At 69.5% G+C, this 23,684-nt stretch carries 21 protein-coding genes; 9 read left to right on the top strand and 12 right to left on the bottom strand.

Annotated features, from left to right (window positions below; translation table 11 throughout):
- Nucleotides 1-93 precede the first annotated feature (93 nt).
- Entirely contained in the window at nucleotides 94-1,146 is a 1,053-nt protein-coding gene (locus tag IU450_RS19855; RefSeq protein WP_195151386.1) for a PQQ-dependent sugar dehydrogenase, read from the bottom strand.
- A 161-nt stretch (nucleotides 1,147-1,307) separates the two neighbouring features.
- A complete protein-coding gene (locus IU450_RS19850) occupies nucleotides 1,308-2,213 on the bottom strand; it encodes a dienelactone hydrolase family protein (RefSeq protein ID WP_195151251.1) in 906 nt (301 codons plus the stop codon).
- A gap of 165 nt (nucleotides 2,214-2,378) precedes the next feature.
- Between IU450_RS19850 and IU450_RS19845 the strand changes: the two genes are divergently transcribed.
- Entirely contained in the window at nucleotides 2,379-4,430 is a 2,052-nt protein-coding gene (locus tag IU450_RS19845) for a CocE/NonD family hydrolase (RefSeq protein ID WP_228834824.1), read from the top strand.
- Between the two features lie 5 nt (nucleotides 4,431-4,435).
- Here the strand turns inward: IU450_RS19845 and IU450_RS19840 are convergent, their stop codons facing one another.
- A complete protein-coding gene (locus tag IU450_RS19840; protein WP_195151250.1) occupies nucleotides 4,436-5,356 on the bottom strand; it encodes an LLM class F420-dependent oxidoreductase in 921 nt (306 codons plus the stop codon).
- 11 nt (nucleotides 5,357-5,367) lie between these two features.
- Nucleotides 5,368-6,531, bottom strand: a complete 1,164-nt coding sequence (locus tag IU450_RS40960; RefSeq protein ID WP_195151249.1) for a PucR family transcriptional regulator — start codon at nucleotides 6,529-6,531, stop codon at nucleotides 5,368-5,370.
- 348 nt (nucleotides 6,532-6,879) lie between these two features.
- On the opposite strand from IU450_RS40960, the gene IU450_RS19830 reads away from it, so the two are divergent.
- Nucleotides 6,880-7,353, top strand: a complete 474-nt coding sequence (locus IU450_RS19830; RefSeq protein WP_195151384.1) for a gluconokinase — start codon at nucleotides 6,880-6,882, stop codon at nucleotides 7,351-7,353.
- Here IU450_RS19830 and IU450_RS40955 read toward each other — a convergent pair whose 3' ends face one another.
- Nucleotides 7,354-8,289, bottom strand: a complete 936-nt coding sequence (locus IU450_RS40955; RefSeq protein ID WP_195151248.1) for a zinc-binding dehydrogenase — start codon at nucleotides 8,287-8,289, stop codon at nucleotides 7,354-7,356. It abuts the gene before it with no gap.
- Between the two features lie 87 nt (nucleotides 8,290-8,376).
- Between IU450_RS40955 and IU450_RS19820 the strand changes: the two genes are divergently transcribed.
- Nucleotides 8,377-8,973 (top strand): TetR family transcriptional regulator, encoded by a 597-nt coding sequence (locus IU450_RS19820; protein ID WP_195151247.1) that lies wholly within the window; start codon nucleotides 8,377-8,379, stop codon nucleotides 8,971-8,973.
- 128 nt (nucleotides 8,974-9,101) lie between these two features.
- On the opposite strand, the gene IU450_RS19815 is transcribed toward IU450_RS19820, so the two are convergent.
- The 7 genes from IU450_RS19815 to IU450_RS19785 form a co-directional block, all read right to left on the bottom strand.
- The gene (locus IU450_RS19815) at nucleotides 9,102-10,016 is read right to left on the bottom strand and encodes a DUF5995 family protein (protein WP_195151246.1); all 915 of its coding nucleotides are present in this window, start codon (nucleotides 10,014-10,016) and stop codon (nucleotides 9,102-9,104) included.
- A 151-nt stretch (nucleotides 10,017-10,167) separates the two neighbouring features.
- Nucleotides 10,168-10,962, bottom strand: coding sequence for a M50 family metallopeptidase (locus tag IU450_RS19810; protein WP_195151245.1), 795 nt, complete (start codon nucleotides 10,960-10,962; stop codon nucleotides 10,168-10,170).
- 84 nt (nucleotides 10,963-11,046) lie between these two features.
- On the bottom strand, nucleotides 11,047-12,714 hold the full coding sequence (locus IU450_RS19805) for a serine/threonine-protein kinase (RefSeq protein WP_195151244.1): 1,668 nt from the start codon (nucleotides 12,712-12,714) through the stop codon (nucleotides 11,047-11,049).
- Nucleotides 12,715-12,815: 101 nt separating this feature from the next.
- Nucleotides 12,816-13,706, bottom strand: coding sequence for a bile acid:sodium symporter family protein (locus IU450_RS19800; RefSeq protein ID WP_195151243.1), 891 nt, complete (start codon nucleotides 13,704-13,706; stop codon nucleotides 12,816-12,818).
- Between the two features lie 86 nt (nucleotides 13,707-13,792).
- Nucleotides 13,793-14,845: a Gfo/Idh/MocA family oxidoreductase gene (locus IU450_RS19795; protein WP_195151242.1), complete on the bottom strand. Its 1,053-nt coding sequence runs from the start codon at nucleotides 14,843-14,845 to the stop codon at nucleotides 13,793-13,795.
- A 207-nt stretch (nucleotides 14,846-15,052) separates the two neighbouring features.
- The gene (locus IU450_RS19790) at nucleotides 15,053-15,724 is read right to left on the bottom strand and encodes a response regulator (protein ID WP_195151241.1); all 672 of its coding nucleotides are present in this window, start codon (nucleotides 15,722-15,724) and stop codon (nucleotides 15,053-15,055) included.
- On the bottom strand, nucleotides 15,706-17,394 hold the full coding sequence (locus IU450_RS19785) for an ATP-binding protein (protein ID WP_195151240.1): 1,689 nt from the start codon (nucleotides 17,392-17,394) through the stop codon (nucleotides 15,706-15,708). Before IU450_RS19785 ends, IU450_RS19790 begins: the two co-directional genes overlap by 19 nt.
- 156 nt (nucleotides 17,395-17,550) lie before the next feature.
- On the opposite strand from IU450_RS19785, the gene IU450_RS19780 reads away from it, so the two are divergent.
- From IU450_RS19780 to IU450_RS19755, 6 genes are all read left to right on the top strand, one after another.
- Nucleotides 17,551-18,357, top strand: a complete 807-nt coding sequence (locus tag IU450_RS19780; protein ID WP_195151239.1) for an ABC transporter ATP-binding protein — start codon at nucleotides 17,551-17,553, stop codon at nucleotides 18,355-18,357.
- On the top strand, nucleotides 18,347-19,234 hold the full coding sequence (locus IU450_RS19775; RefSeq protein ID WP_195151238.1) for an ABC transporter permease: 888 nt from the start codon (nucleotides 18,347-18,349) through the stop codon (nucleotides 19,232-19,234). Before IU450_RS19780 ends, IU450_RS19775 begins: the two co-directional genes overlap by 11 nt.
- A 2-nt stretch (nucleotides 19,235-19,236) precedes the next feature.
- The gene (locus IU450_RS19770; RefSeq protein WP_195151237.1) at nucleotides 19,237-20,286 is read left to right on the top strand and encodes an ABC transporter substrate-binding protein; all 1,050 of its coding nucleotides are present in this window, start codon (nucleotides 19,237-19,239) and stop codon (nucleotides 20,284-20,286) included.
- Between the two features lie 282 nt (nucleotides 20,287-20,568).
- Entirely contained in the window at nucleotides 20,569-21,786 is a 1,218-nt protein-coding gene (locus tag IU450_RS19765) for a NupC/NupG family nucleoside CNT transporter (RefSeq protein WP_416382886.1), read from the top strand.
- A gap of 184 nt (nucleotides 21,787-21,970) precedes the next feature.
- Nucleotides 21,971-22,915, top strand: coding sequence for a GlxA family transcriptional regulator (locus IU450_RS19760; RefSeq protein ID WP_195151236.1), 945 nt, complete (start codon nucleotides 21,971-21,973; stop codon nucleotides 22,913-22,915).
- 30 nt (nucleotides 22,916-22,945) lie between these two features.
- Complete coding sequence (locus IU450_RS19755; RefSeq protein ID WP_195151235.1) at nucleotides 22,946-23,680, top strand: HD domain-containing protein; 735 nt, start codon at nucleotides 22,946-22,948, stop codon at nucleotides 23,678-23,680.
- The last annotated feature ends 4 nt before the right edge of the window (nucleotides 23,681-23,684 follow it).

Here is a 23,684-nt window from a genome sequence, read left to right as displayed (position 1 = left end):
TAGGTTGTGCACAACTAATATGTCGGGTGTCGCGCGTCACAACCGGGTACGCCCGAGACTCCGCGAGCCTCAGGTGCTCGACCCGGTCCCGGATCAGCGGGCCGGGAAGCGGAGTACGCGGTCGTCGCCGCCTGCTGGATCGCCCCGGCCGTCGGTGTTGGAGGTGGTGAGCCACAGCGCTCCGTCCGGCGCCACCTCCACGGTGCGCAACCGGCCGTATCGGTCGCGCATTTCGGCCCGGGGCGCACCCGGACGGCCGTCCTCGAGCGGCACCGTCCAGAGTCGCCGGCCGCGCAGCGCGGCGACGTACAGGGTGTCCCCGGTGATGGCGATGCCCGACGGTGAGGCCTCGGCGGTGGTCCAGGTCAGTAGCGGATCGGTGAAGCCGCGGTCGCCGCCGCCGGCGCCCTCGACGTCGGGCCAGCCGTAATCGCGGCCCGGCTCGATCAGGTTGATCTCGTCGACTCGGTTCTGCCCGAACTCCGCGGCGAACAACCGCCCGGCTCGGTCCCATGCCAGACCTTGCACGTTGCGATGGCCGAGACTGTAGACCGGTGAGCCGGGAGTCGGATTGCCCGGAGCGGGGCGGCCTTCGGGAGTCAATCGGAGGATCTTCCCGTTCGGGCTCGCCGGATCCGGTGACAGCTCGGATCGTCCGGCATCGCCGGTCCCGGCGTACAACATGCCGTCCGGCCCGAACGCGATCCGTCCGCCGTTGTGGTTACCGGCCTTCGCGATCCCGGCGACCAGTACCTCCGGCTGCCCGTCGAGCCGGAACCGGACGATCCGGTTGTCCGTCTCCGCGGTGAAATAGGCGTATACATAACGGCTTTCGGCGAAGTCCGGCGCGACGGCGAGCCCGAGCAGTCCGCCTTCGCCGCGCGCGGTCACGCCGGGCACCCGGTAGACCTGCTCCGGCGCACGGCCCGCGGCAACGCGCAGTATCCGTCCGGAGTCCCGCTCGGCGACCAGCGCGCCGCCGTCGGGCAGGAAGGTCAGGCCCCACGGAACGTCGATGTCTCCGGCGACTACCTCGGCGGCATCGAGGTCGGGCCGCCCGGCGGGATCGCTCGGCGCGAGAGTGCCGGTAGCCATGGTCGGAGCGCTGCTCGGTCCGGCCGGGTTCTCCTCGCCGCATGCCGACATCGCCGTCGCGAGCAGGAGCGCGGCGATGGCCGCCCGCAATCGCGGCGCGCGTCCGCCTTCGATCACATCCGCAGCCCGGACGGCCCGTCGTGATCGCCGGTCGACACCCGCGCCCCGGAGGGGCGTTCGGACGTCTTGGGAGAGGCCGGATCCGGGAGACATCAGCCGAGATAGGTTCCGTACCAGTCGCTTACGCGACGCCAGGCTTCGGTGGCCGCTGTGGCGCTGTACCGCTGGCCGGTGTCGTTGAAGAAAGCGTGGTCCGCGTCGGGCGCGGTGAAGATCTGGTGCGGGTTGCCCGAGCGGGCCAGCGCCGCTTCCGCGGCGGGCCGGGAGGCGTTCACCCGCGCGTCGTTCGCCGCGTAGACCCCGAGCACAGCGGCTTTCGACGCGGACAGATCGCCGTTGTCGGGGAACGGTCCGTAGAAGGGCGTCGCGGCGGCCAGCGGCGACGGGCCGGAGGTCAGCAGCAGCCAGGTCAGGCCGCCGCCGAAGCAGAAACCAGTGGCGCCGAGCTTCTTTCCCTCCACTCGGCGCTGGAGTTCGTCGAGCCCGGCGCGCAGGTCGGCCACGAGCTGTTCGGGCGGAGTGCGGCTCAGCTCGGCGGTCGCGGCGGCCGGATCGGTGAACGTGGCGGTGCCGCCGTGCGCGGAGAGCAGGTCGAGCGCGAGTGCGGAGTATCCGGCGCCCGCGAATCGCCCCGCCACCGAACGGATGTGGTCGGTGAGGCCCTTGTTCTCGTGGACGACCAGCACCCCGCCCCGTGGCTCCTGCGCCGCCGCCCACGCGGCCTGCAGCGGCGTCCCGGCCGGTCCGGTGAAGGTGACGGCGGTCGTCGGGAGGGCGGCGGCGGAACCCGGTGGCGTCGAGGGGGCGACGGGGGAGGGTGACGAATCGGTGATCGCGGTGTCGGTGCCGGTGTCGGCACACGCGGCCAGCAGGGCAGCCGCGGCGGTGGCGCCGAGGCCGAGCAGGCCGAGCCTGCGCAGTGCCTCGCGCCGGGTGAGTATGCCATCGGCGTGATCGGTGGCGATCTCCTCCGCGACGTAGCGCTGCAGCGGCGTCATGAGCCCCACGATAAGCCGGATCGGCCCTGCGCGCGCGGCGTTCACCGGCTGTTCCCCCGCGACAAACCGGCCCGACCGGACCTCCCGTGAGATTCGCCAAACGGTTGCTACGTTGGCGCTCAATCGGGCGATCGATGGTCGGTCCGGACCGGTCGAGGGAGCGAGATGGCATCGGGGCGTGTGGTGGGACGAACGATGATCAGGGCGATCCGGGTGGTGGCCGCGGCCGCGGTGCTGGCGACCGCGGGCTTCGGGTCGGTGCCCGCGGCAGCGGAGCCGTCGCCCGACGCGCACAGCGTGCGGTGGACCGCGCTGCACGACGGCCCCCAGCCGTACGCCGACGTGCACATCGACTGGGACGTCCCGATCCGGATGAGCGACGGCGTGGTGCTGAAGGCCAACGTCTACCGGCCGGTGAAGCGCGGCGGCGAGGTCGAGCAGCAGCCGCTGCCCACCATCGTGAACCTCACGCCGTACACCAAGCTCATGACCAATCTGATCGACTCGGCGCTCGCGGCGCCCGGGTTGCAGCCGCTGACGGTGCGGCTGGTGAACCGCGTCAATCTTTCCCGCACGCCGGTCAGTGGTTTCGGCGATCTGCTGCACGCGGTCGACGGTGGCACCGTGCAGACGGTGCTCGGTCTCGATCGCAACCTGATCCGTGCCGGATACACGCAGGTCATCGTGGACGTGCGCGGTACCGGTTTCTCCCAGGGGGCGTGGGACACCCTCGGCGAGCGGGAACAGCTCGACACCCGCGAGGTGATCGAGTGGGCGGCCACCCAGCCGTGGTCCAACGGCCGGATCGGGATGAGCGGCGGCTCGTACTCGGGAATCAACCAGCTGCGCGCCGCCGAGAACGCCCCTGCGCCACTGCAGGCGATCTTCCCCGTCGAGCCGGGTAGCGATCTCATGCGCGATGTCGTGGCCCCGGGCGGAGGCGTGGGGACGACGTTCCTTCCGATGTGGCTCAACACGGTCAACCAGTTGAAGCTGATACCCGACGTGCAGTCGATGTTCAACGGCACCTTCGACTGGGCGTGGCTGCACGAGCGGATGTCCGACCCGGCCAGCAACGTCGATCTGCTGGCCCAGGCGCTGCTCACCCCCTCGCTCGATCACGTGCCGCCCGCGCTGGCCGACGCGCTGGACGAGGACAGCTATTTCCGTCGCGGCATCCAGGGGCGTCCCGAGCGCATCACGGTGCCCACCTTCGTCTACGGAGGCTGGCACGACATCTTCGCCAACAGCGCGACCAAGCTGTACAACGCGATTCCGCTGCCCGCGGGGCGGAAGCAATTGGTCGTCGGCGACACCTATCACGCGAATCCCGGTGCGGGAACGGGCATTCCCGGCGCGCCGCCGCGGCTCGACGTGCTGCAACGGGTGTGGTTCGACAAATGGTTGAAGGACGTCGACCACGGCATGGGCGACTTCGGGCCGATCACCGTGTGGGAACAGGGCGGCGGCTGGATCACCCTCGGACAGTTCCCGCAGAAGGACCTCAACCATCGCCGCGTGTATCTGTCGGCCGCACCGAGCGGCACCACCGGGAAGGCCGTGCACGACGGATCGCTGACGATGACCGTTCCGAACGAACGACAGACCCTGACGGTGTCGCCCGGCCTCGCCGTGGCGTGTTCCCGCGACACCGCGCAGGGTTCGGCCGGAATGGCCGCGGTGGTGGACGTGTGCGCGAAGGACTCACGCATCGCCGAGCGCAACGCCTTGACCTTCACCAGTGCGCCGATGACCGAGCCGACGGTGATCTCGGGTCCGATCAACGTGCACCTGAACACCGTGCACGAGGCCACCGACGGCTACTGGAACGTGACGGTCAACGACGTCGGGCCCGACGGAACGTCGCGGGTGCTGACCACCGGCCAGCTGACCGCCTCACTGCGCGCCGTCGACGAGCAGAAGAGCAGCCGCACACCGGCCGGCGACCTGACCGAACCGTTCAATCCGATCACCCTGGACAGCGTGCAGCCGGTCGTTCCGGGGGAGCCGGTGGCGCTGGACATCGCGGTCATTCCGACGCAGGCGGTGCTGCGACCCGGCCACCGGCTGCGGATCGATGTCTTCGCGGGCAACTCGCCGAAGGCGCTGGCGTTCCGGCCCATGCTCAACAACACCGAACTGAAGCCGCAGCACCTCGAACTGGATCCGTCGGCGCCGAGCTTCGTCATCGTGCCGACCAACCGTCCGCTGGGCTGAGTGACTCACAGCTGCGATTGCACCTGCGCGGAGATCAGTTCGAGATGGGCGAGATCGCTCAGGTCGAGCACCTGCAGGTAGACGCGGCCGGTGCCGATCTCGGCGTAGCGGCCGATCTTGTCCACCACCTCGGCGGGTGAACCGGCCAGGCCGTTGGCCTTCAGCTCGTCCACCTCGCGCCCGATGGCGGCGGCCCGGCGCGCCACCTCGGCGTCGTTCGCGCCCACGCAGACCACCAGTGCGTTGGAGTAGACCAGGTCATCAGCCGGGCGGCCGTAGGCCTCCGCGGCGGCGCGCACCCGGCCGAACTGCCGCGCGCTGTCCTCGATCGAGGAGAACGGCATGTTGAACTCGTTCGCGTACTGCGCGGCCAGCCGCGGCGTACGGGTGGCGCCCTGCCCGCCGATCAGCACCGGTATCGGGTCCTGCACCGGTTTGGGCAGGGCGGGGGAGTCGGTGAGCTGGTAGTGCTTGCCCTCGTAGCTGAAGGTGTCGCCGGGTTTGGTGGCCCAGAGCCCGGTGATGACGGCCAGCTGCTCTTCCAGCCGGGCGAACTTGTCGGTGGGGAACGGGATGCCGTACGCCGCGTGCTCCTCGGCGAACCAGCCGCTGCCCAAACCGAATTCGACCCGGCCCCCGGACATCTGGTCCACCTGCGCGACCTGGATCGCCAGCGGGCCGGGCAGCCGGAAGGTGGCGGCGGTGACCAGGGTGCCCAGGCGGATCCGCTTCGTCTCCCTGGCCAGTCCGGCGAGGGTGATCCAGGCGTCGGTCGGACCGGGCAGCCCGTCGGCGCCGCCCATGCTCAGGTAGTGGTCGCTGCGGAAGAACGCGTCGAATCCCAAGTCCTCGGTGGCCTTGGCGACGGTGCGCAGGGTGTCGTAGCTCGCGCCCTGCTGCGGCTCGGTGAAGATGCGTAGTTCCATGTCTTCCGACCCTAGCCGGTCGGCGGGGGCGGGGATTGCGGCTCGGTATAGGTGCGCGCGATGAGCGCGGCGCGCAGCCGGTAGAGCACCTGCGGAAGGGCGGTGTCCAAGCCGGTGAGGCGGCCGATTCGCTTGAGGCGATGGTCCACGGTGTTCGGGTGCAGGTACATCGTCCGGGAGGTGCGCCTGCGGTTGAAGTCGTTGCGGACGTGCTCGCGCAGGGTCTCGAACAGCTCCGGATGTTCCTCCAGCGGGTCGAGCAGGGCGGCCAGCCGGTCGCGGCCCGGGCCCGGCCGGGTGAGCTGGTACTCGAGGGCCAGATCGTCGAAGCGGTACAGGCCCGGCGGCTGCTGCAGGCGCCGGACCATGTCGAGCAGTTCGTGCGCCTGGTCGGCGGCATCGGGGATCCGGTCCGGTTCGGCGGGGATGGCGGCGGCGGTGAGCGCGGCGGGCACCGCCGCGGCCAGCGCGGCGACCAAGTCGTCGAGTTCGTTCTCGGCGACCAGCGACACCGGCACCAGAATCGTCCCGCCGATCGCGCTGAGCAGGGTCGGCACGTGTCTTCCGCAGCGCATGGCGAGGCAGATCTGCATGCGCTGCCGGATGGCGTGCCCGTCTCCGGGGCGTCGACCCGGACGTTCCTCGGTGGCTCGGTCGAGCGCCACGGCCAGCACGGTGTAGCGGTCGGCGACCGGAATGCCGTGCTCCCGGTAGACCTTCCCGGGGTGGTGCCCCCTGAGCAGCGCGACGGCCGCGGCGTGCGGAGCCATCTGCTCGGCGGCGGGCGCGACGGACAGATAGGCGAGCGATACCGTCGCGGTGACGGCGTGCAGTGCGTCGAAGATCCCGCGGATGTCGTCGTGCCGCACGGCGGGCGATCCGCGCAGGTGATCGTCGAGATACAGGCGGAATCCCTCGTGAACCAGGTGCTGGACGGTGTCCATCGGAACTCCGACGCCGGCCCACCGGGTAGCGGCCTCGAAAATGCGGACCGTGCGATCCGGTGGCTCGGGTCCGCCGGACGCGACCAGGTCGAGGCAGTTCGCGACGGTGGCGCGGATCTCCTCACGCAGGAGATTTCCGCTCGTGACGTGCCGCCGGGGAATGATGTCCAGCAGGTGTCGCACGATGTGTTCGGTGGTCGGGACGAGATCGGTGGAGCGCGCGGTCGGCACGCCGCTCCCCTCAGCGCCCGCGCTCGCTGCCGACCATTCGTGGGTCGAGCGTGCGGTCGCGGTTCGGATCTCGGACCAGATGCGTGCATTGCGTCGTTGCAAACATGTCGATACTTCCCGTCCAGTCGTCCGCGCATCTGCGGAAGTCATTGGTGCAGAGCAGATTCAGAGACACCGGTAACATCGCGAAGTCGCGGTCCTTGAAATCTAGCCGCGGCGGCGCTGCTGGTCACTGCACAGGTCGACGAAGTGGCCTGCCGCTGGGTTGTCGCCGATGACAAGTCCACGAGCACGAGATCTGCCACGTATGGGAAGAAGGCTCGAGTGCACGATGTACCGATCGTCGTGATGGGAGTGTCGGGATCGGGAAAGACGACGGTAGGCACCCGCCTGGCCGCCGCACTCGGCGTCGACTACGCCGAAGGCGACGAGTTCCATCCGCCCGCGAACGTCGCGAAGATGGCGGCCGGGACACCGCTGGACGATGCCGACCGCGAACCCTGGCTCGACGCCCTCGCCGGATGGCTCGCCGAGCGATCCGGCGAAGGAGCCGTCGTCACCTGCTCCGCCCTGAAGCGGGTCTATCGCGACCGGTTGCGCGCGTCCGCTCCTGACGCGTTCTTCCTGCACCTGGACCTCCCGCGCGGCGAACTCGAGCGCCGCCTGGCCGACCGGCGGGGGCACTTCATGCCGCTGAGCCTGCTCGATTCCCAGCTGGCCACCCTGGAGCCGCTCGAGCCCGATGAGATCGGCAGCGCAGTCGACGGGACACGGTCCCCCGAGGACCTCGTCCGAGAAGCGGTAGCGGCGCTGGAGAGGTGATCAGTCGATATCGAGGACGGCTTTGCCGTGCAGGCGGTGGTCGAGCAGTGCCCGGCCGGCCTCGGCGTAGCGAGTCCACGGGCCGCGCCAGCTGATTCCCGGGTCGAGGCGGCCGGCGCCGATCTGGGTGGCCAGCCAGGTCAGATCGGCGGAGAAATCGGTGGCAGGATCTGCGAACAGGAAGAACGTGCGGATGGACCGGTCGTGCCGTCCGTCGGTGGCGACCAGCGCGTCGGGTGGGAAAACCGCGTCGGTGTCCGATGATCGACCAACGCTGACCAACGTGCCACCGGCCTGCACGGCGGCGAAGGCATCGACCAGTTGCTGTCCGCCGACGTTGTCGAGCACCGCGTACACGGGCCGGTCCACGCCGCCCGGATCGGTGTGGACCTCGTGCGCTCCCAACGACCGCAGGCCGTCCGACTGCGCGGGGTTCCGGCTGATCGCGACCACCTCGGCTCCGGCGCGAGCGGCCAGTTGCACCGCGTAGCGGCCGACGCCCCCGGACGCACCGGTGATCATCACCCGCCGACCCAGCAGCTGACCCATGCGGCGCAACACATGTAGTGCGCTCAGCCCGGCGACCGGGACGGTGCTGACGGCGGCGAAGTCGGCATCCTCGGGCACGATGCCGAGCCGAGTGGCCGAGACCGCCCGCTGCTCGGCCCAGCCCCCCGCTCCGCCGAGGGTGACCACCCTGGTCCCCTCGGCGGGCCCGGTTCCGTCGGCAGCCGCTTTCACGACCACGCCCGCCGCGTCCCAGCCGATCACCGTGCCGTCCGGTGTCCGAGGGCTGGTGGCGCCCTTGACCTCGCCATAGTTCAGCGAGACCGCCTCCACTCGCACCAGCGCCTCGCCCGGACCCGGTTCCGGTTCGGGCACCTCGGCCAGTGCGAGGTGCGCGGGGGCGGTGTGGTCGACAACAAGTGCACGCACAGTCAGATCTCCTCTCAAACGCCACAGTGTGGCAGTTGCTCCAGTGAAGCATATGCACTCTTTGTGCAAGAGGGCTAGTCTGAGTTCATGCCGATCGCCGACCGACCCGCGACGCTGCGCGAACGCAAGAAGCTGCGCACCCACCAGGCGTTGGCCGATACCGCTGTCGCACTGTTCAGCGAGCGCGGATTCGATAACACCCCGCTCGACGCGCTGCTGGACGCGGTGGAGGTCTCGCGGCGGACGTTCTTTCGCAACTTTCGTTCCAAGGAGGACGTGACACTCACCGCCGTCAAGCAGCTGTGGAGCGCTTACCTGGAGGTCCTGGACGAAACCGAGAAGTCCGGCCCGGTGACCGATGTCTTCCGCGACGCCATGCTGACCACCCTCGACCGCATGGACGCCGACTGGTACCGCCGCTTCCCCCGCACGCTCGAGCTGATCGAACAGTCCCCGGCCCTCAACGGGCACACGTTGCGCCACTGCGCCGAAATCCAGACCGAGATCACCCAGCGCCTCGGCACTCCCGGCAGTCTCGAACTGCGGCTGGTCATCGAATTCTGTGTGGCCACCTGGCGGTGCGCATTGGATGAGTGGCGACCCCGCTACGCTCCCGACGAACTCGCCGAGGCGACACGGCGGGCCTTCGCCGCCATGGACACCAGCCTGCACTTGCAGGTGTAGGCCGCCGCATCCTGGCCCCGTCACCTGGCACGCGGCCCGCAATGCGAGCGCGTGGCATCGAATCCGCCGATCACGCGTCCGGCCGGTTGCCGCACGCTGACCGCAGCGCGGTCGACAACCGAATCGAGCTAGAGGCCGCCGAGGCCGGACAGGGTTTCGAAGCCCAGATCGAGGCCACGCCACAGCGCATCGATCTCGGCGGTGACGGCCGACGCCGAGGCGGGATCCTGCAGGGCCAACCCGTTTCCGAAGATGATCACATTGGCCCCCGCGTCGGCCAGGCGCAGCAGTGGGCCGGTCCCGGCGCCTGGGCCGAGCACCAGGTCCAAGCCCTCGCCGAGGAAGTAGAAGCGCCACAGCGGCCCGAGGTCGCCGCCGTAGACCACCTTGGTCTGCTCGACGATCAGGGCGCCCTGCTGGGCGATCGCGTCGACGATGCGGAAATAGTCGGCCGCGTTGGCGGCAGTGCTGCCGACCGCCGCGACGGAATACGACAAATCGACGGTCAGATGCGCGTTGTAACCGGCCATCGCGACCCGGGCGGGGGACAGTTCGCAGCGGCGGGTGAGGTCGAAGTAGTGCGCCCAGTGCGGCTCGGCGGGCGCGCCGGTGAATTCGGCGTGCACGGTGCGCAGGAATCGCGACAGCAACTCGAGACTGATCCGGTGTGCCCATTCCGGGTCGTCGAACGACGCGGGGTCGCGCTGGAGCGGAAGCACGGCGGCTCGTTCGACCGCGTCGAGTCCGAGAGAGAACACACCGCGCTGATCCCGGTGGCCGACCAGGATCTCGGTGATCCGCCGGTGCCGGTCGACGGCCTGCTCCAGCCGCCGCAGCGACGAACCGGTCAGCGACCCGGTGTCGGACAGTTCTACGATCGCGGCTGTTTCGGCCGGTGCCAACGGTGTTGCGCAGGCCGCGCCGACCGGCGTCGCCGAAGCGGTCGCCGCAAAGGGGAGCGCGGCGAGGAATACCGCCGCAATCAGCGTCAGTATCGGAAGAGGACGCCGCGCAGAAGTGCTCGGCGCGAGGATGGCTGCCATGCTGGCTCCGGAGGTCGTGGAATCGCGTTCCGCGCCGGTACAGCCCGTCGTTGGGTGCGCTCGGCGACGCGCCGCCGCCGGTAAGGCGGTGGCACAAGGCGGGATTCGAGCCTAACCGAGCCGATCGCGGCCCGCAGCGCGGCCTCGGCGGTCAGCGTGTGGCGAAGCAGGAGCCCGAGGGCGCACCCGGCAGGCAGACCTCGGCGATGGCGGAGATGAGCAGCCATGCGCCGACTGCCAGCGAACCGACGGCGATGGTGCCGAACACCAGAACCCACAGGAGGCCGGGCAGCCGGGTGAGCCGGGCGAGCTGATCGGCGTCGGAGTCCACGTCGTGATAGCGGGCGCGCTGCTGCCGGGAACGGCCCCTTTGCAGTTCGATCACCGGACGCGTCCCGGCGAAAAGCAGGAACCACGCGCCCAGATAGGCGAATCCCGCTTGCAGCGTGTCGGTTCCGAACCAGGAGACGACGAAGACTACCGCGCCGAGACCGAGCACGGTGATGGCGCCGTAGATATTCCTGATCTTGATCAGCACCGCGGCGAGCAGGGCGATGGCCGTCCAGAGCATCAGCGTGATCCGGCTCGCGCCCAGCAGGGCGGCGAATCCGAGACCGAGCAGCGCCGGTGCCGGATAACCCGCCATCGTGGTGAGGATCATCCCGAGCCCGTAGGGTTTCCCGCTCGACACCGTGAGCCCCGAAGTGTCCGAATGCAATCGGATGCTGTTGAGCTTGCGGCCGGTGAGCAGCGCGACCATGGCGTGGCCGCCTTCGTGCGCGATGGTGACGATATTGCGGGTGAACCGCCAGATGGGTGTGTATCCCACCAGCACGAGCGCCGCCACCGCGGCCGCCGCCACCAGCCACCACGGCGGTTGCGCCTGCGTCGTCGTCAGACGATCGGCGATGGAAGCACCGCGCTCGAAGAATTCCGCTCTGTCCACCGCCGCACCTTAACCGCCCGCGCGCGACCACGCTCGCGGCCCGCGTTCCCGCTGCCGGTACCCGGCGCGGCAGGCGTCCGGCCCTCAGCTCTTGCGCAGGATTCCTTCGATGTTGCCGAAAACGCCGGAGGTGCTGTACGACATCGAGCCATCCGGTTGCAAGGTGACGGTCGAGGTGGAGCCGTTGTCGAAGCAGCCGGGGGAGTTGCCGGAGAGCCGCGCGACGAAGGACAGCTCGGTCTCGGCGGCGGCGGTGAGGGTTTCCGCCCGTTCGCAGCGCTGACCGCGCAGTTTGCCGGTGTTCGACGACTGGGCGATTTCCTCGCCGACGGCGCCGTCTCGGATGGTCAGCACGATGTCGAACGACGCCAAGGTGTCGCGGGCGACGCCTTTCCATTCGCCGAGGAAAGCCTCCGGAACACTGGTATCGGACGGGCTGCTGCTGGTGGTCGGATTCGTCTCATCGGCCTGCGCGGCGGCTGTCGTCGAAGGATCGTCGCTGGTTTGGGTGGTCTGTGTGATCGCCTCGGTCGAACCGTCGTTCTTCAGCTGGGCGCCGACCACGAACGCCGCGACGGCGACTGCGACGCAGACGACAAGTGCGCCTGCGATGAGCAGGGCGCGGCCTGGGCGGCGCGGCGGTGCAGCGGCGACCGAACCGAACCGGGGCGAACCCTGGTGCGTGGGTGGATACGTCTGTTGTCCCGTGAACGCGGGAGACGGCTGCGGCGAGCCCGGATGCCGTATCTGCGTGGGCACCGATCGTCCGTGGTCGTGCTGCGGGCTCGGAGGTGCGCTGGGAAGGGCCATCGTGTCGGCGGTGCGCCCCGGATCGGCGAATGCGGGGTGGTCTCGGCGGGGGAACGAGCCGGAGTCCAGGTTCAGCAACTCGACCGCGCGGCGGCTGACCTCCTCGACCACCGGGGCGGGCAACCAGCCGCCGCGCTCGGGGATGCCGAGTGCGGTGAGCTGGGTGAGCAGCTGGTCCGGAGTCGGGCGCGCCGCGGGGTCCTTGGTCAGACAGGCCGCCAGCAGGGGACGCAGTCGCTGCGGCACGTCGTCGAGTTGCGGCTCCTCGTACACCACCCGCCACAGCATCTGCACCGCGTCGCCGACGCCGAACGGTCCGTGGCCGGTCGCCGCGAACACGAGAACCCCGCCCAGGGCGAAGACGTCGACGGGCGGGCCGACCGGATCGCCGGTCACCTGCTCGGGACACATGAATCCCGGTGAGCCGATGACCTTTCCGGTGGTGGTGAGCTTGCTGTCATCGATCGCGCGCGCGATGCCGAAATCGATCACCTTCGGACCGTCGAGGGCCAGCAGGACGTTGGACGGCTTGAGGTCGCGGTGCACCACTCCGGCCCGATGCACGGCAGCCACTGCCTCGATCAGCCCGTGCGCCAGTACGACCAGCGCGTTCTCCGTGAACGGCCCGTACCGCTCGACGGCGTCGTCCAGCGCGAATCCGGCCACGTAACCGGTGGCCAGCCACGGCGGATCGGCGTCGACGTCGGCGTCGAGCACCGGTGCGGTGAACTGACCGCCGACCCGGCGCGCGGCGGCCACCTCGCGCCGGAAGCGCTGGCGGAATTCCACGTCGATCATGTCCGGACGGATGACCTTGACCGCGACGGTGCGCCCGCCCGCGTTCCGTCCGAGATAGACCCGGCCCATGCCACCCGCGCCGAGCACGCCGAGCAGACGGTAGTCACCGATCCGCGCCGGATCGTTCGTGCCGAGCGGTTGCATCGCGCAGCTGGCTCCCTTCCGATGGCGCCGACCGGATGGCGACGACCCTCCGAGAGGCTACCGATCGGGCGTGTTCGTGTCCGGGCCGCCCGCTGCCTCCGCTAACCAGCCATGCTCGGCACCGGTGCGGGCTGCTCCCGCCGCGCCCGCCTGGCCAGTAGATACGCCGCGATCGCCGCGGGAATGTTCATCAGGACCCCGTACACCGCGCCGGGCACGGCCATGGTGTCGTTGTGCAGCACCGAAGCGGCGACGGCGATCGCGAGCGCCGCGTTGTGCACGCCGATCTCCATGGCCGAGGCGATCGCCTGACCGGTTTCCACCCGCAACAGCCTGGGCAGGAAGTAGCCGATCGCCAGACTGAGCACGGCGAAAGACAGACAGATCGAGGCCAGCTTCCCGATGTGCTCGGTCAGCGTGTCCAGGTTCGAGCCCACCCCGGCCGCGATCACCAGCGCGAGCACCACGACGGAGAGGATCTTCACCGCGCCGCGCATCCGGCGCGACCACTCCGGGAACCGCCGGCGCACCACCATGCCGATCGCGACCGGCACGAGCACGATGGCGAACACCTGGGCGAACTTCTCCGGCCGCAGCCCGACCGAACCCTCGTCTTCCAGGAACAAGGCATAGGACAGCGCCACCACCACCGGCATCGTGAACACCGCGAGCACCGAATTGATCGCGGTGAGCGTGATGTTGAGCGCCACATTGCCTCCGGCGATGTGACTGAACAGGTTCGCCGACGCTCCGCCCGGCGACGCGGCGAGCAACAGCATGCCCGCGGCCAGCGCGCCTTCGAGTCCGAACAGGTAGATCATGCCCAGGCACAGCGCGGGAAGCACGATCATCTGGCACACCAGCGCGATCACCGCCGCTCTCGGATACCGCAGGACGCGCGCGAAATCCGCTGTCGTCAGGGTCAATCCGAGGCCGAACATCACCAAGGCCAATGCCAGCGGCAGCAGTACCGCGAAAGCCGTTGCACCCATGTGGGTCTCCTCTCCGCCGAGCGGCCGGACCGGCCGATTCCCGGGGACCGACGTTATCGACTCGCGGCGAGGGTGGCCAGCCCTGCTCAGGCAGTGACGGTCACACCCCTGGCCGCCGACTCTCGTGCTTTCGTCAGCAGGCGCAGGGTGGTGACGGCGTCACGCGGGTCGACGGGGACGGGTGCGCCGTCGAGGAGCGCGGCGGCCATCGCGGAGTAGAACGCGGGGTAGGCGCCGGGCGCGGTCGGCACGGGGGCGAAGTCCGGTTCCGCGCCCAGCACGCCCCAACGCTCGGCATCGACTGTGCCCCAAGTCGAACCGTCGTCCGGGCGGCGACCGGACCGTAGCGCGTCCTCCTGCGGGTCCAGCCCGTAGGTGACGTACCCGGCCTCCGATCCGAGTACCCGGAAGCGCGGTCCCAGATGCGGGGCGACCGCGCTCATCCACAGGTGGGAGCGCACACCGCCGGTGTGGGTGAGCGCGACGAACGCGTCGTCGTCGGTGGTGATCCCCGCACGCCGCCGGTCCAGCTCGCAATACACCGAAGCCACGGGTCCGAACAGGGTCACGGCTTGGTCCACCAGGTGGCTGCCGAGGTCGAGCAGGATGCCCGCGCCCTCCTCGTCCGTGCCGATCTCCCGCCAGCCGCCCTTCGGCACCGGACGCCACCGCTCGAACCGCGATTCGAAACGCCGCACCCGGCCCAGCTTTCCGGTCTCGACGAGTTCGCGCAGGGTCCGGAAATCGCCGTCCCAGCGCCGGTTCTGGAAGACCGACAGCGCCAGGCCGGAACGCTCCGCGCGCGCGACGAGGTCCTCGGCGTCGTCCACCGAGACCGCGAACGGCTTGTCGACCACCACCGGCAGCCCGGCCTCGAGCGCCTGCCCGGCCAGCGGGGCGTGCGTGCTGTTGGGTGTCGCGATCACGACCAGATCGATGCCGCCCGGTGTGGCGAACAGTTCCTCGGCATGCGACACCACGCGCACGCCGGGATGTTCGGCGCGGGCTCGTTCGGCGCGTTCCGCCGAGGAGGTCACCACGGCCGCCACCCGCATCCGCGGTTGCGCGGCGATCAGCGGAGCGTGGAAGACCGACCCGGCCAAGCCGTAGCCGACAACGGCGACCTCGAGAATGCTCATGGCCCCGACGCTACCGCGCCGTCGACCGGCCCCGAGGTCGCTGCGAACAACGGCGACGACGAGGCCCCGCGACCGATGGTCGCTGCCCGACTAGTCGGTCCGGCGAACGCAGGTAGGTGTCAGGCCAGAGGGTTCGGGCACTGCCTAGCAGGCCGGACGTGTTCATCCCGGTATCGCGGGCGGCGCCCGCCCCCTCTATCGGACCGCTCAGCGCCGTGGTGCGGCGGAGTACTCCTGTTCGGGCCGTCCGGTGCTGCCGTAACGCAGGCTCATGCGTACCGTGCCGCCGGCCACGAGTGCGGCCAGGTAGCGCTGCGCGGTGGCGCGGGAGACGCCGATGGCACCGGCTACCTCGCCTGCGGACAAGGGGGTGCCCGCGTCGATGATCGCTTGCAGGACAGCCTCTTTGGTCGGTGAGGACACCGTTTGCGACGGGCTTGCGGTGACGGCGGGACGCAACGCGTGCAGCGCGGCGGACACCCGGGCGTTGTCGACCTGCGGCGCCGCGAGGATGCGCCGGTACCGGGCGTAGGCGGCCAGCCGGGCGGCCAGTTCGGTGTGCGGAAACGGCTTGACGAGGTAGGCCAGCGCGCCGGCCGCGATGGCGGCGCGCACGGCGTCGCTTTCCGTCGACGCGGTGAGCATCATCGCGTCGCAATGGATCTCCCGCACGAAATCTATGCCGGATCCGTCCGGCAGATAGACGTCCACCAGCGCCAGGTCTATCTGCTCCGTCGCGACCAGTTCCCGCGCGGCGGCGAGGGTGTTGGCGGTGCCCGCCACCGTGAAACCCGGGATGGACGCCGCGATTCCGGCGTGCAGGTTCGCCACTCGGAAGTCGTCGTCGACAACAAGTACGGTCAAGGTCGGCGCGGCCATGACACCTCGCTCTCCACGAGCACTCCGGGGATGCGGGCGATGAATTCCGCGCCGGTGAGCGGCGGCTCGCCCCCGCCGGGACTCGACAGGCGAACGTCGCCGCCGTGCGAGCGGGCGATCTGGCGGATCAGGGCGAGGCCGACCCCGCGCCCACCGGGGACGCCGCGGTCGTCGCGGGTGGAGACCCCTTCGGTGAACAGCGTGTCCACCAGGTCGGGTGCCACCCCGTCGCCGCTGTCGGCGACAGTGATGTGCAGCGTCGAATCCTCCTGCACCAGCTCGACTTCCACTTGGCGGACCGGCCGGTCCCGGGTGCGGACGGCCTCTATGGCGTTGTCCAGCAGGTTGCCGAGCACGGTGGTCACGTCCACCGGATCGGTGAGCCCGCCCTCGACCCAGGTGTTGGGCCCGAGCACGAGCTCGACGCCGTTCTCCCTGGCGTGCGCGGCCTTGGCGGCCAGGAACGCTTGCAGGTACGCATCGTGAATGGCGTCGATGCCCGGCGTCGCCGGACCGAGCGGACCAGCCCCGATCAGCTCGTCGGCCGACCGCGCCGCCTCGTCCACCCGCCCGCTGTGCAGCAGGCCGCTGATCAGGTGCATCTTGTTGGAGAACTCGTGGCGCTGCGCGCGCAGCACCGTGCTCATCGACTGCACCGCGTCCAGCTGGCGGGTCAGCGATTCCACGTCCGTGCGGTCGCGCACCGTGAGCACCGCGCCGAGATCGCGCCCGTCCCGGCTGACCCGGCGCGCCGACACGATGACGATGTTCGCGCCGACCGTCGCCGAGGCGGGTTGTTCGTCGAGGTCGCGGAATACTTCGAGCACCCGTGGCGTCAACCCGACCTCGTCCACCGGACGCCCGATGTCCGGGGCGATGCTCAGCAGTCTGCGCGCCTCGTCGCTGACGAAGGTGGTGCGCCAGGACGCGTCGACGGCGAGCACGCCGCCGCCGATGCCGTGCAGCACCGCGGCCTGGCTACGGACCAGTTCGGCCAGTTCGCCCGGTTCCAGTCCGAGCGTGAGCCCGCGCCACCGGCGGGCGAGCAGGGCCGATCCGGCGATGCCGACCAGCAGCGCCACCGCGACCAGCCCGCCCGCGGTGCGCAGATCGCCGAGCAGTTGATCGTGCACCGCGTCGGTGGCGATGCCCACGCTGACCGCGCCGACCACCCGGTCGGAATCGGGAGTCAGCACCGGAACCTTCGCGCGCACCGAGTCTCCGAGGGTGCCGCGTTCCTCGGTGATCGACTCGCGGCCCGCGAGCGCCTCGGACGGATCGGTGCTGACGTGCTCGGCGAGCCTGCCCGAGTCCGGATGGGCCAAGCGGACGCCCGCGTCGTCGGTGATCACCACGAACAGCGCATCGTTACGCCGCGTCGCCTCCACCGCGAGCCGCTCCAGCGGACCGGCGGCGAGTTCCTGGCGCACGCCGGGATCATCGGCGATCGCGCCGGGCGCGTATCCGGCCACTTCGGCGCGCACCACAGGATCGGCGGCGACGGTGCGTGCGACGGCCAGGGCGCGCTGGCCGTAGGCGTCGCGTAGCCGCTGATCACTGAGGTAGCCGAAGACCGCGAACGCGACCCCGAGCGTCAGCGCGACGACCAGGATCTGCGACAGCAGAACCTGGGTCCGCAACCGCACGGCCCGCGCGCCCTCAGTGGCCATGGGCGCAGCATAGGCGCAGAACACCGCGCACGGGAGCGTGAGCAGAATGCGCAAAACCTGCGAATCCCGCGTTTGTGGCGGTTGTGCGCACAAGCTCCGGCGTGTGACCGGGGCCACGTACGTTCGCCCTACCCGATCTCGCAGGAGTAGGAAGCAATGACGCAATCACTCATCGAGCTGCGGAGCGCGACCAAGCGCTTCCCCGGCACCGGCGGTGGCATCCACACCGCCGTGCGCAATTTGGACCTCGCGGTGCGTCCCGGCGAATTCGTCGCCGTCGTCGGCCCGACCGGATGTGGCAAGTCCACGACGTTGTCGCTGGTGTCCGGGCTGGAGCCGGCTTCGGCAGGACGGACGCTGGTGCGCGGCAAGGACGTCGAGGGCATTCCGGACGGCATCGGCTACATGTTCCAGCAGGACGCGGTGCTGCCGTGGAAGAGCGTGCTGGACAACGTCGCGCTCGGCCCGCGGCTGCGCGGCGCGTCGCGAGCCGAGGCCCGCGCGAAGGCGTCGGGGTGGGTGCGCACCGTCGGTCTGGCCGGTTTCGAGAGCTACTACCCGCATCAGCTGTCCGGCGGCATGCGCAAGCGCGTGGCACTGGCGCAGACGCTGGTCAACGAGCCGGAGATCCTGCTCATGGACGAGCCGTTCAGCGCGCTGGACGTGCAGACCCGTCAGCTCATGCAGGACGAACTGCTGCGGGTGTGGGCGGGCACCAACGCGGCGGTCATCTTCGTCACGCACGATCTGGAGGAGGCGATCGTGCTCGCCGACCGGGTGGTCGTCATGACCGCGAGCCCGGCCACCGTATGCGGGGACTTCACCGTCGGCTTGACGCGGCCGCGCAGCGTCGAGGACGTCCGGCTGACGACCGAGTTCCGCGACATCTACAAGGAAATCTGGGAAACGCTGCGCGACCAGGTCGAGGCGGCCCGCGCGAAAGGAGCCTCCCGTGTCGCATGACGTACTGGCGCCCGACGCCGTCACCACGCCCGTGGTGGAGAACGAGACCGAAGAGCAGATCCTGGCCAGGGTGCGGACCGCCGCGCGGCGCGCACGGGTGCGCACCTGGGGCCTGCGTGCCGCGCTGGTGGCGCTGTGGCTGGGCGCCTGGGAGCTCACCGCCACGGTGTGGATCGACCCCTTCTTCTACTCCAAGCCATCGCTGATCTGGGCGCGGTTGGTCGAATGGTTCACCGAGGGAACGCAGTTCGGCTCGATCTGGTTGCAGATCTACACCACCGTGCAGGAGGCCGTGCTCGGCTTCGTGATCGGCACGGTGGCCGGCGTCGTGCTGGGCGTGTTGCTCGGCCGCAGCCGGTACTGGGCCGAAGTGCTCGCACCGTTCATCAAGGCGCTCAACGCCGTTCCGCGCATCGTGCTGGCCTCGCTGTTCATCATCTGGTTCGGTCTCGGTCTGAGCTCGAAGGTCGCCACGGTGGTGGTGCTGGTGTTCTTCGCGGTGTTCTTCAACGCGTTCACCGGTGCGCGTGAGGTCGACGGCAACGTGATGAACAATGCCCGCATTCTCGGCGCGAGTCGCAGGCAAGTGCTGGTGTCGATCGTTCTGCCCAGCGCGACCACCTGGATCCTGTCCAGCCTGCACACCGCCTTCGGCTTCGCGCTGATCGGCGCCGTCGTGGGCGAATACGCGGGCGCCAGTAAAGGTTTGGGTCTGCTGATCAGCAACGCGCAGGGCACTTTCGACTCGGCGGGCATCTACGCGGGCATGATCATCATCACCGTGATCGCGTTGATCGCCGAGTGGGGGATCGGCGTGGCGGAGAACCGATTGCTGAAATGGCGTCCGTCGCAGACGACCTCGAACCACGGGATCTGATCATGAGGTATCGCAAGCACCTGGCCCTGGTGGCCGTCGCGATCACGGCCTTGCTGCTGGCCACCGGATGCCGGGACTCCCGCACCATCCCGATGGCCGACGGCCGCCCGCAGATCACGATCATGGTGGGCGGGCTGGAAAAGGTCATCTATCTGCCCGCCGTGCTCACCCGGCAACTCGGCTTCTTCGAGCGCAACGACATCGACGTCGAGCTGCTCGGTGAGCAGTCCGGCGCCACCGCCGAAACCGCGTTGCTCACCGGTGATGTGCAGGGTGTGGTCGGGTTCTACGACCACACCATCGACCTGCAGGCCAAGGACCAGTGCATCCGCTCGGTGGTGCAGATGTCCGATGTGCCGGGTGAGGTCGAGCTGGTGTCGAAGGCGGAAGCGGACATCACCTCGGTCGCCGACCTGCGCGGCAAGAAGCTGGGCGTGACCTCGCTCGGTTCCTCGACCGACTTCCTGACCCAGGCGCTCACGGGCCAGGAGGGCATGTCCACCGCCGATTACACCCGGGTGAAAGTCGGTGCCGGACAGACGTTCATCGCGGGCATGAATCACGACGGCATCGACGCGGGCATGACCACCGATCCGACCGTGGCGCAGATGGTGAATTCCGGCGATGCGCGGATCCTGGTCGACATGCGCACCGAGGCGGGCACTCGCGCCGCACTCGGCGGGCTGTACCCGGCGACGTCGCTGTACATGAACTGCGCGACGATCGACGCCCACCCGGACATCGTGCGCAAACTCGCCGCCGCGTTCGTGCAGACGCTGCAATGGATCCGGACGCACACGCCCGAGGAGATCGCCGAGAAGATGCCGCCGCAGTACGCGAGCGCGGGCAAGGACCTCTACGTCCAGTCGATCCGCGACTCCATCGGCATGTTCAACGGCGACGGGTTGATGAAACCCGAGGGCGCGCAGAACGTGCTGGACATTCTCGGCAAGTACTCGAAGAACGTGCGTCCCGTGCGCGATCGCATCGACCTTTCCGAGACCTACACCACGAAGTTCGTGGAGGAGGCGTTGCGCGCGCCGCGACAGTAGCGCGCGAGCCGTCGCCACGTCCGAGCCGCCCGGGACCCAGATGCTCCCGGGCGGCTCACGGCTGGATGCCGCTGGTGCTGTCCGGCCGGATCAGCGGGTGACCGGAGCAATGGTGGAGACCGGTGCGTGCGGGGGTCGACCCGCCGCATCAGACGGTGAGCGGGGAAGCGCCCGTCGCGGGGGCGCGAGCAGGGCGGCACGGCTTCTCAACTGTGGAGACACCGCACCATAGACCGACATGAGAGGTGCTCCCAATAGCTGTTGTACGCCAGGGCAACCGAGGTGCGCGTGCATCATCTGATCGGGGCCGGCGGGCTGGTGTGCTTCCTGCTGCTGGCCTGGTTGCCCAGCACCGACCGCCGCGCCGCCGCCGGACGGCTGCCGCGGATCGCTGTCCTGCTGATAGTGCAAGTCGCGCTCGGTTTCCTCCTGCTGAAAACCGGGATCGGGGCCACCGTGATCCGCGCGGTCAGCGACACCTTCGCCCACATCCTCGGCTACGCCGCCCAGGGGACGGGTTTCGTCTTCGGTGACCTGCCCAGCGTCGGCAGCAGCGGACCCGCATTCCTGTTCGCGGTGCTGATGCCGATCGTGCTCGTTTCCGCCTTGATCGGCATCTTGCAGCACCTGCGGGTGCTGCCGTGGATCATCAAGTGCCTCGGCCTGCTGCTGGCGTGGGTGAGCGGCTTCGGCAAGATCGAATCCTTCAACGCCGTCGCCTCCGCCATCCTCGGTCAATCCGAGGTGTTCATCTCGCTGCGCGCCATGCTCGACGACATCCCGCCGCAGCGGATGTACACGCTGGCGGCTTCGGCGATGTCGACGGTCTCCGCGGGCATCCTCGGCGCCTACATGCTGCTCATCGACCCGAAGTACGTGATCGCCGCCATCATGCTGAACATGCTGGGCGCCTTCGTGGTGTGCTCGTTGATCAACCCCTACGCGGTCACTGCCGCCGACGATGCCCGACTGCTCGGCGAGGAGATCGCCGACAGCCGCAAACCGCAATCGTTCTTCGAGATGCTCACCGAGTACATCCTGGTGGGTTTCAAGGTCGCCTTCACCGTCGCGGCCATGCTGATCGGATTCATCGCTCTGCTGGCCATGATCAACGGAATCTTCGCCGCGCTGTTCCACGGCACCACGTTCCAGGACGTGATGGGGCACGTCTTCGCACCCGGCGCGTGGCTGACCGGCGTCCCCTGGGACGAGGCGGCGGCCGCGGGCCGATTCATGGGCACCAAGCTGGTCTCCAACGAGGTGGTCGCCATGCAGGAACTGAACAGCGACAAGGCCGGACTGTCCGAGCGCACGGTCGCGATCGTGTCCACCTACCTGGTGTCGTTCGCGAACTTCTCCACGATCGCCATCGTCACCGGCGCCGTTCGCAGCCTCAGCGAAAAACAGGGCACCGTCATCGCACGCAACGGGCTTCGCTTGCTCTACGGCGCGACCTTGGTCAGCTTCCTGTCCGCCACCATCGTCGGCCTGCTCACCTAGTGCCCTGCTGACGTAGGGCACTGCTGACGTAGGCCCAGCTGACGTAGGCCCTGCTGACGTAGGGCCGCCGGCCGAGACCCGCGGCCCTCGCGGATTCTCGTGCCCGCGCCCATTCGGTTCACCTGTCCGGATCTGTGGGTTACGTGTCCTTGCGGACTCGTCCCGGCGGCTCGAGACTGGGTTCATGCAGGAAAGCGGTGACGTCGTGGTCGCGGTATCGGACGGGGTGCTGATGCTCGACGTCGCTGGGCCGGTGCAGGTGCTGCACTGGGCCGGGCGCCGGATTCGCTTCGCCTCGCCCGACGGAACTCCGGTGCGCACCGACGTCGGCGTACCGCTCGGTGTCGACGGTGCGCTGGGCGAGCTGAGCGGCTCGGTCGACACGCTGCTGGTGCCGGGATATCCACCGGAGGACGACGTTCCGGCCGCGCTGGTGGACGCGGTGCGCGCGGTCGGCGGCGCGGCGCGGCGGGTGGCCTCGGTGTGCACCGGCGCGTTCGTACTGGCCGAGGCCGGTTTGCTGGACGGGCGGCGCGCCACCACGCATTGGCTGGCGTGTGCCGCGCTGGCCCAGCGGTTTCCGCTCGTCCGGGTCGACGCCGACGCCATCTATCTGCGCGACGGCCCGATCATCACCTCCGCGGGAGTCACCGCCGGCATCGATATGGCCCTGGCGCTGGTGGAGGAGGAGCACGGCGCCGAACTCGCGCGCTCGCTGGCGAAACATCTCGTCGTGTTCCTGCACCGGCCCGGCGGCCAATCGCAGTTCAGCGTGCGCACGAGCATTCCGACGCCGCGCACCGACGGTCTGCGTCAGGTGGTCGACGCTGTGGTCGCCGATCTGTGCGCCGACCACAGCCTGGCGGCCATGGCCGCCCGCGCCGCACTGAGCGAACGCCATCTCAGCCGCCTGTTCCGGCAGGAGATCGGCATGACGCCGGGGCGCTACGTCAAGCAGGCCCGGCTGGAGGCCGCACAGGCACTGCTCGAATCCGGCGACGAGCCGATGACGGCGGTCGCCCGGCGCAGCGGATTCGGCTCCGAGGAGACGATGCGCCGCACCTTCCTCGACCTGCTCGGCACCTCGCCGAGCGACTACCGCAGGCGCTTCCGCGCGCCCGCGAGCTGATCGCACCCTTCACTCACCAGGAGTACGACCATGTCCATGTCCCGTCGTGCCGCGCTGGGCGCGGGCATCGCCGCGAGCGCATACGTCGTCGCATCGAAACCGGCTGCGGCGCAGAATGTTTCACTGAACTTTCCGTCTACCTCATTGGCGGACAGGGCGAATCGACTCATCACCGCCGAACTCTCCCCGATGCTGCGCAACCACAGCCTGCGCGGCTTCCTCTTCGGACGTGCGGTCGCCGAGCGGCAAGGCCTGCGGCCCGGCGCCGACTACGACGAAGAGACCATGTATCTCATCTGCGCACTGCACGACATCGGCTTGGCCGGCAGCGCGGGCGGCGAGCAGAGGTTCGAGATCGACGGCGCCGATCGCGCCGCGCGATTCCTCGAGGACAACGGCGTCACCGACACCAGGGTGGACACGATCTGGGACGCGATCGCCGCGCACACCTCCGGTTTCACCGACTCGCCGGTCTGGCGCCGCCGCAGGCCGCCGGAAACGTGGATCGCGGTGGACGGGATCGGCATCGACGTGGGCGGCGCCCCCGCCGACCTGCCGCCGGGCTTCGCCGACCTGGTGCACGCCGCGTATCCGCGGCTGGGCGGTAGCCGCGCGCTCGGCGCGGCGATCGAAGCCCAGGCCTTGGCCGATCCGCGGAAGGCGCCGCCCGCGAGCCTCGCCGGTGTGATCATCCAGCAGCGTCACCCCGAACTCCCGACGCTCACCTGGGACGCGATCGTGGCGATGAGCGGCTGGGGCGATTGACGGT

Origin of the sequence: Nocardia abscessus (assembly GCF_015477775.1) — a bacterium.
GTDB classification, from domain to species: domain Bacteria; phylum Actinomycetota; class Actinomycetes; order Mycobacteriales; family Mycobacteriaceae; genus Nocardia; species Nocardia abscessus_A.
Note: the sequence above shows the minus strand (reverse complement) of the source record. Positions and strands in the feature narration are given on the sequence as shown.

Coding starts and splice junctions, on each gene's coding strand:
- IU450_RS19855 (WP_195151386.1), bottom strand. CDS start 1,146: ATGTCGGCATGCGGCGAGGAGAACCCGGCCGGACCGAGCAGCGCTCCG.
- IU450_RS19850 (WP_195151251.1), bottom strand. CDS start 2,213: ATGACGCCGCTGCAGCGCTACGTCGCGGAGGAGATCGCCACCGATCAC.
- IU450_RS19845 (WP_228834824.1), top strand. CDS start 2,379: ATGGCATCGGGGCGTGTGGTGGGACGAACGATGATCAGGGCGATCCGG.
- IU450_RS19840 (WP_195151250.1), bottom strand. CDS start 5,356: ATGGAACTACGCATCTTCACCGAGCCGCAGCAGGGCGCGAGCTACGAC.
- IU450_RS19830 (WP_195151384.1), top strand. CDS start 6,880: ATGGGAGTGTCGGGATCGGGAAAGACGACGGTAGGCACCCGCCTGGCC.
- IU450_RS19820 (WP_195151247.1), top strand. CDS start 8,377: ATGCCGATCGCCGACCGACCCGCGACGCTGCGCGAACGCAAGAAGCTG.
- IU450_RS19815 (WP_195151246.1), bottom strand. CDS start 10,016: ATGGCAGCCATCCTCGCGCCGAGCACTTCTGCGCGGCGTCCTCTTCCG.
- IU450_RS19805 (WP_195151244.1), bottom strand. CDS start 12,714: ATGCAACCGCTCGGCACGAACGATCCGGCGCGGATCGGTGACTACCGT.
- IU450_RS19800 (WP_195151243.1), bottom strand. CDS start 13,706: ATGGGTGCAACGGCTTTCGCGGTACTGCTGCCGCTGGCATTGGCCTTG.
- IU450_RS19795 (WP_195151242.1), bottom strand. CDS start 14,845: ATGAGCATTCTCGAGGTCGCCGTTGTCGGCTACGGCTTGGCCGGGTCG.
- IU450_RS19790 (WP_195151241.1), bottom strand. CDS start 15,724: ATGGCCGCGCCGACCTTGACCGTACTTGTTGTCGACGACGACTTCCGA.
- IU450_RS19785 (WP_195151240.1), bottom strand. CDS start 17,394: ATGGCCACTGAGGGCGCGCGGGCCGTGCGGTTGCGGACCCAGGTTCTG.
- IU450_RS19780 (WP_195151239.1), top strand. CDS start 17,551: ATGACGCAATCACTCATCGAGCTGCGGAGCGCGACCAAGCGCTTCCCC.
- IU450_RS19770 (WP_195151237.1), top strand. CDS start 19,237: ATGAGGTATCGCAAGCACCTGGCCCTGGTGGCCGTCGCGATCACGGCC.
- IU450_RS19760 (WP_195151236.1), top strand. CDS start 21,971: ATGCAGGAAAGCGGTGACGTCGTGGTCGCGGTATCGGACGGGGTGCTG.
- IU450_RS19755 (WP_195151235.1), top strand. CDS start 22,946: ATGTCCATGTCCCGTCGTGCCGCGCTGGGCGCGGGCATCGCCGCGAGC.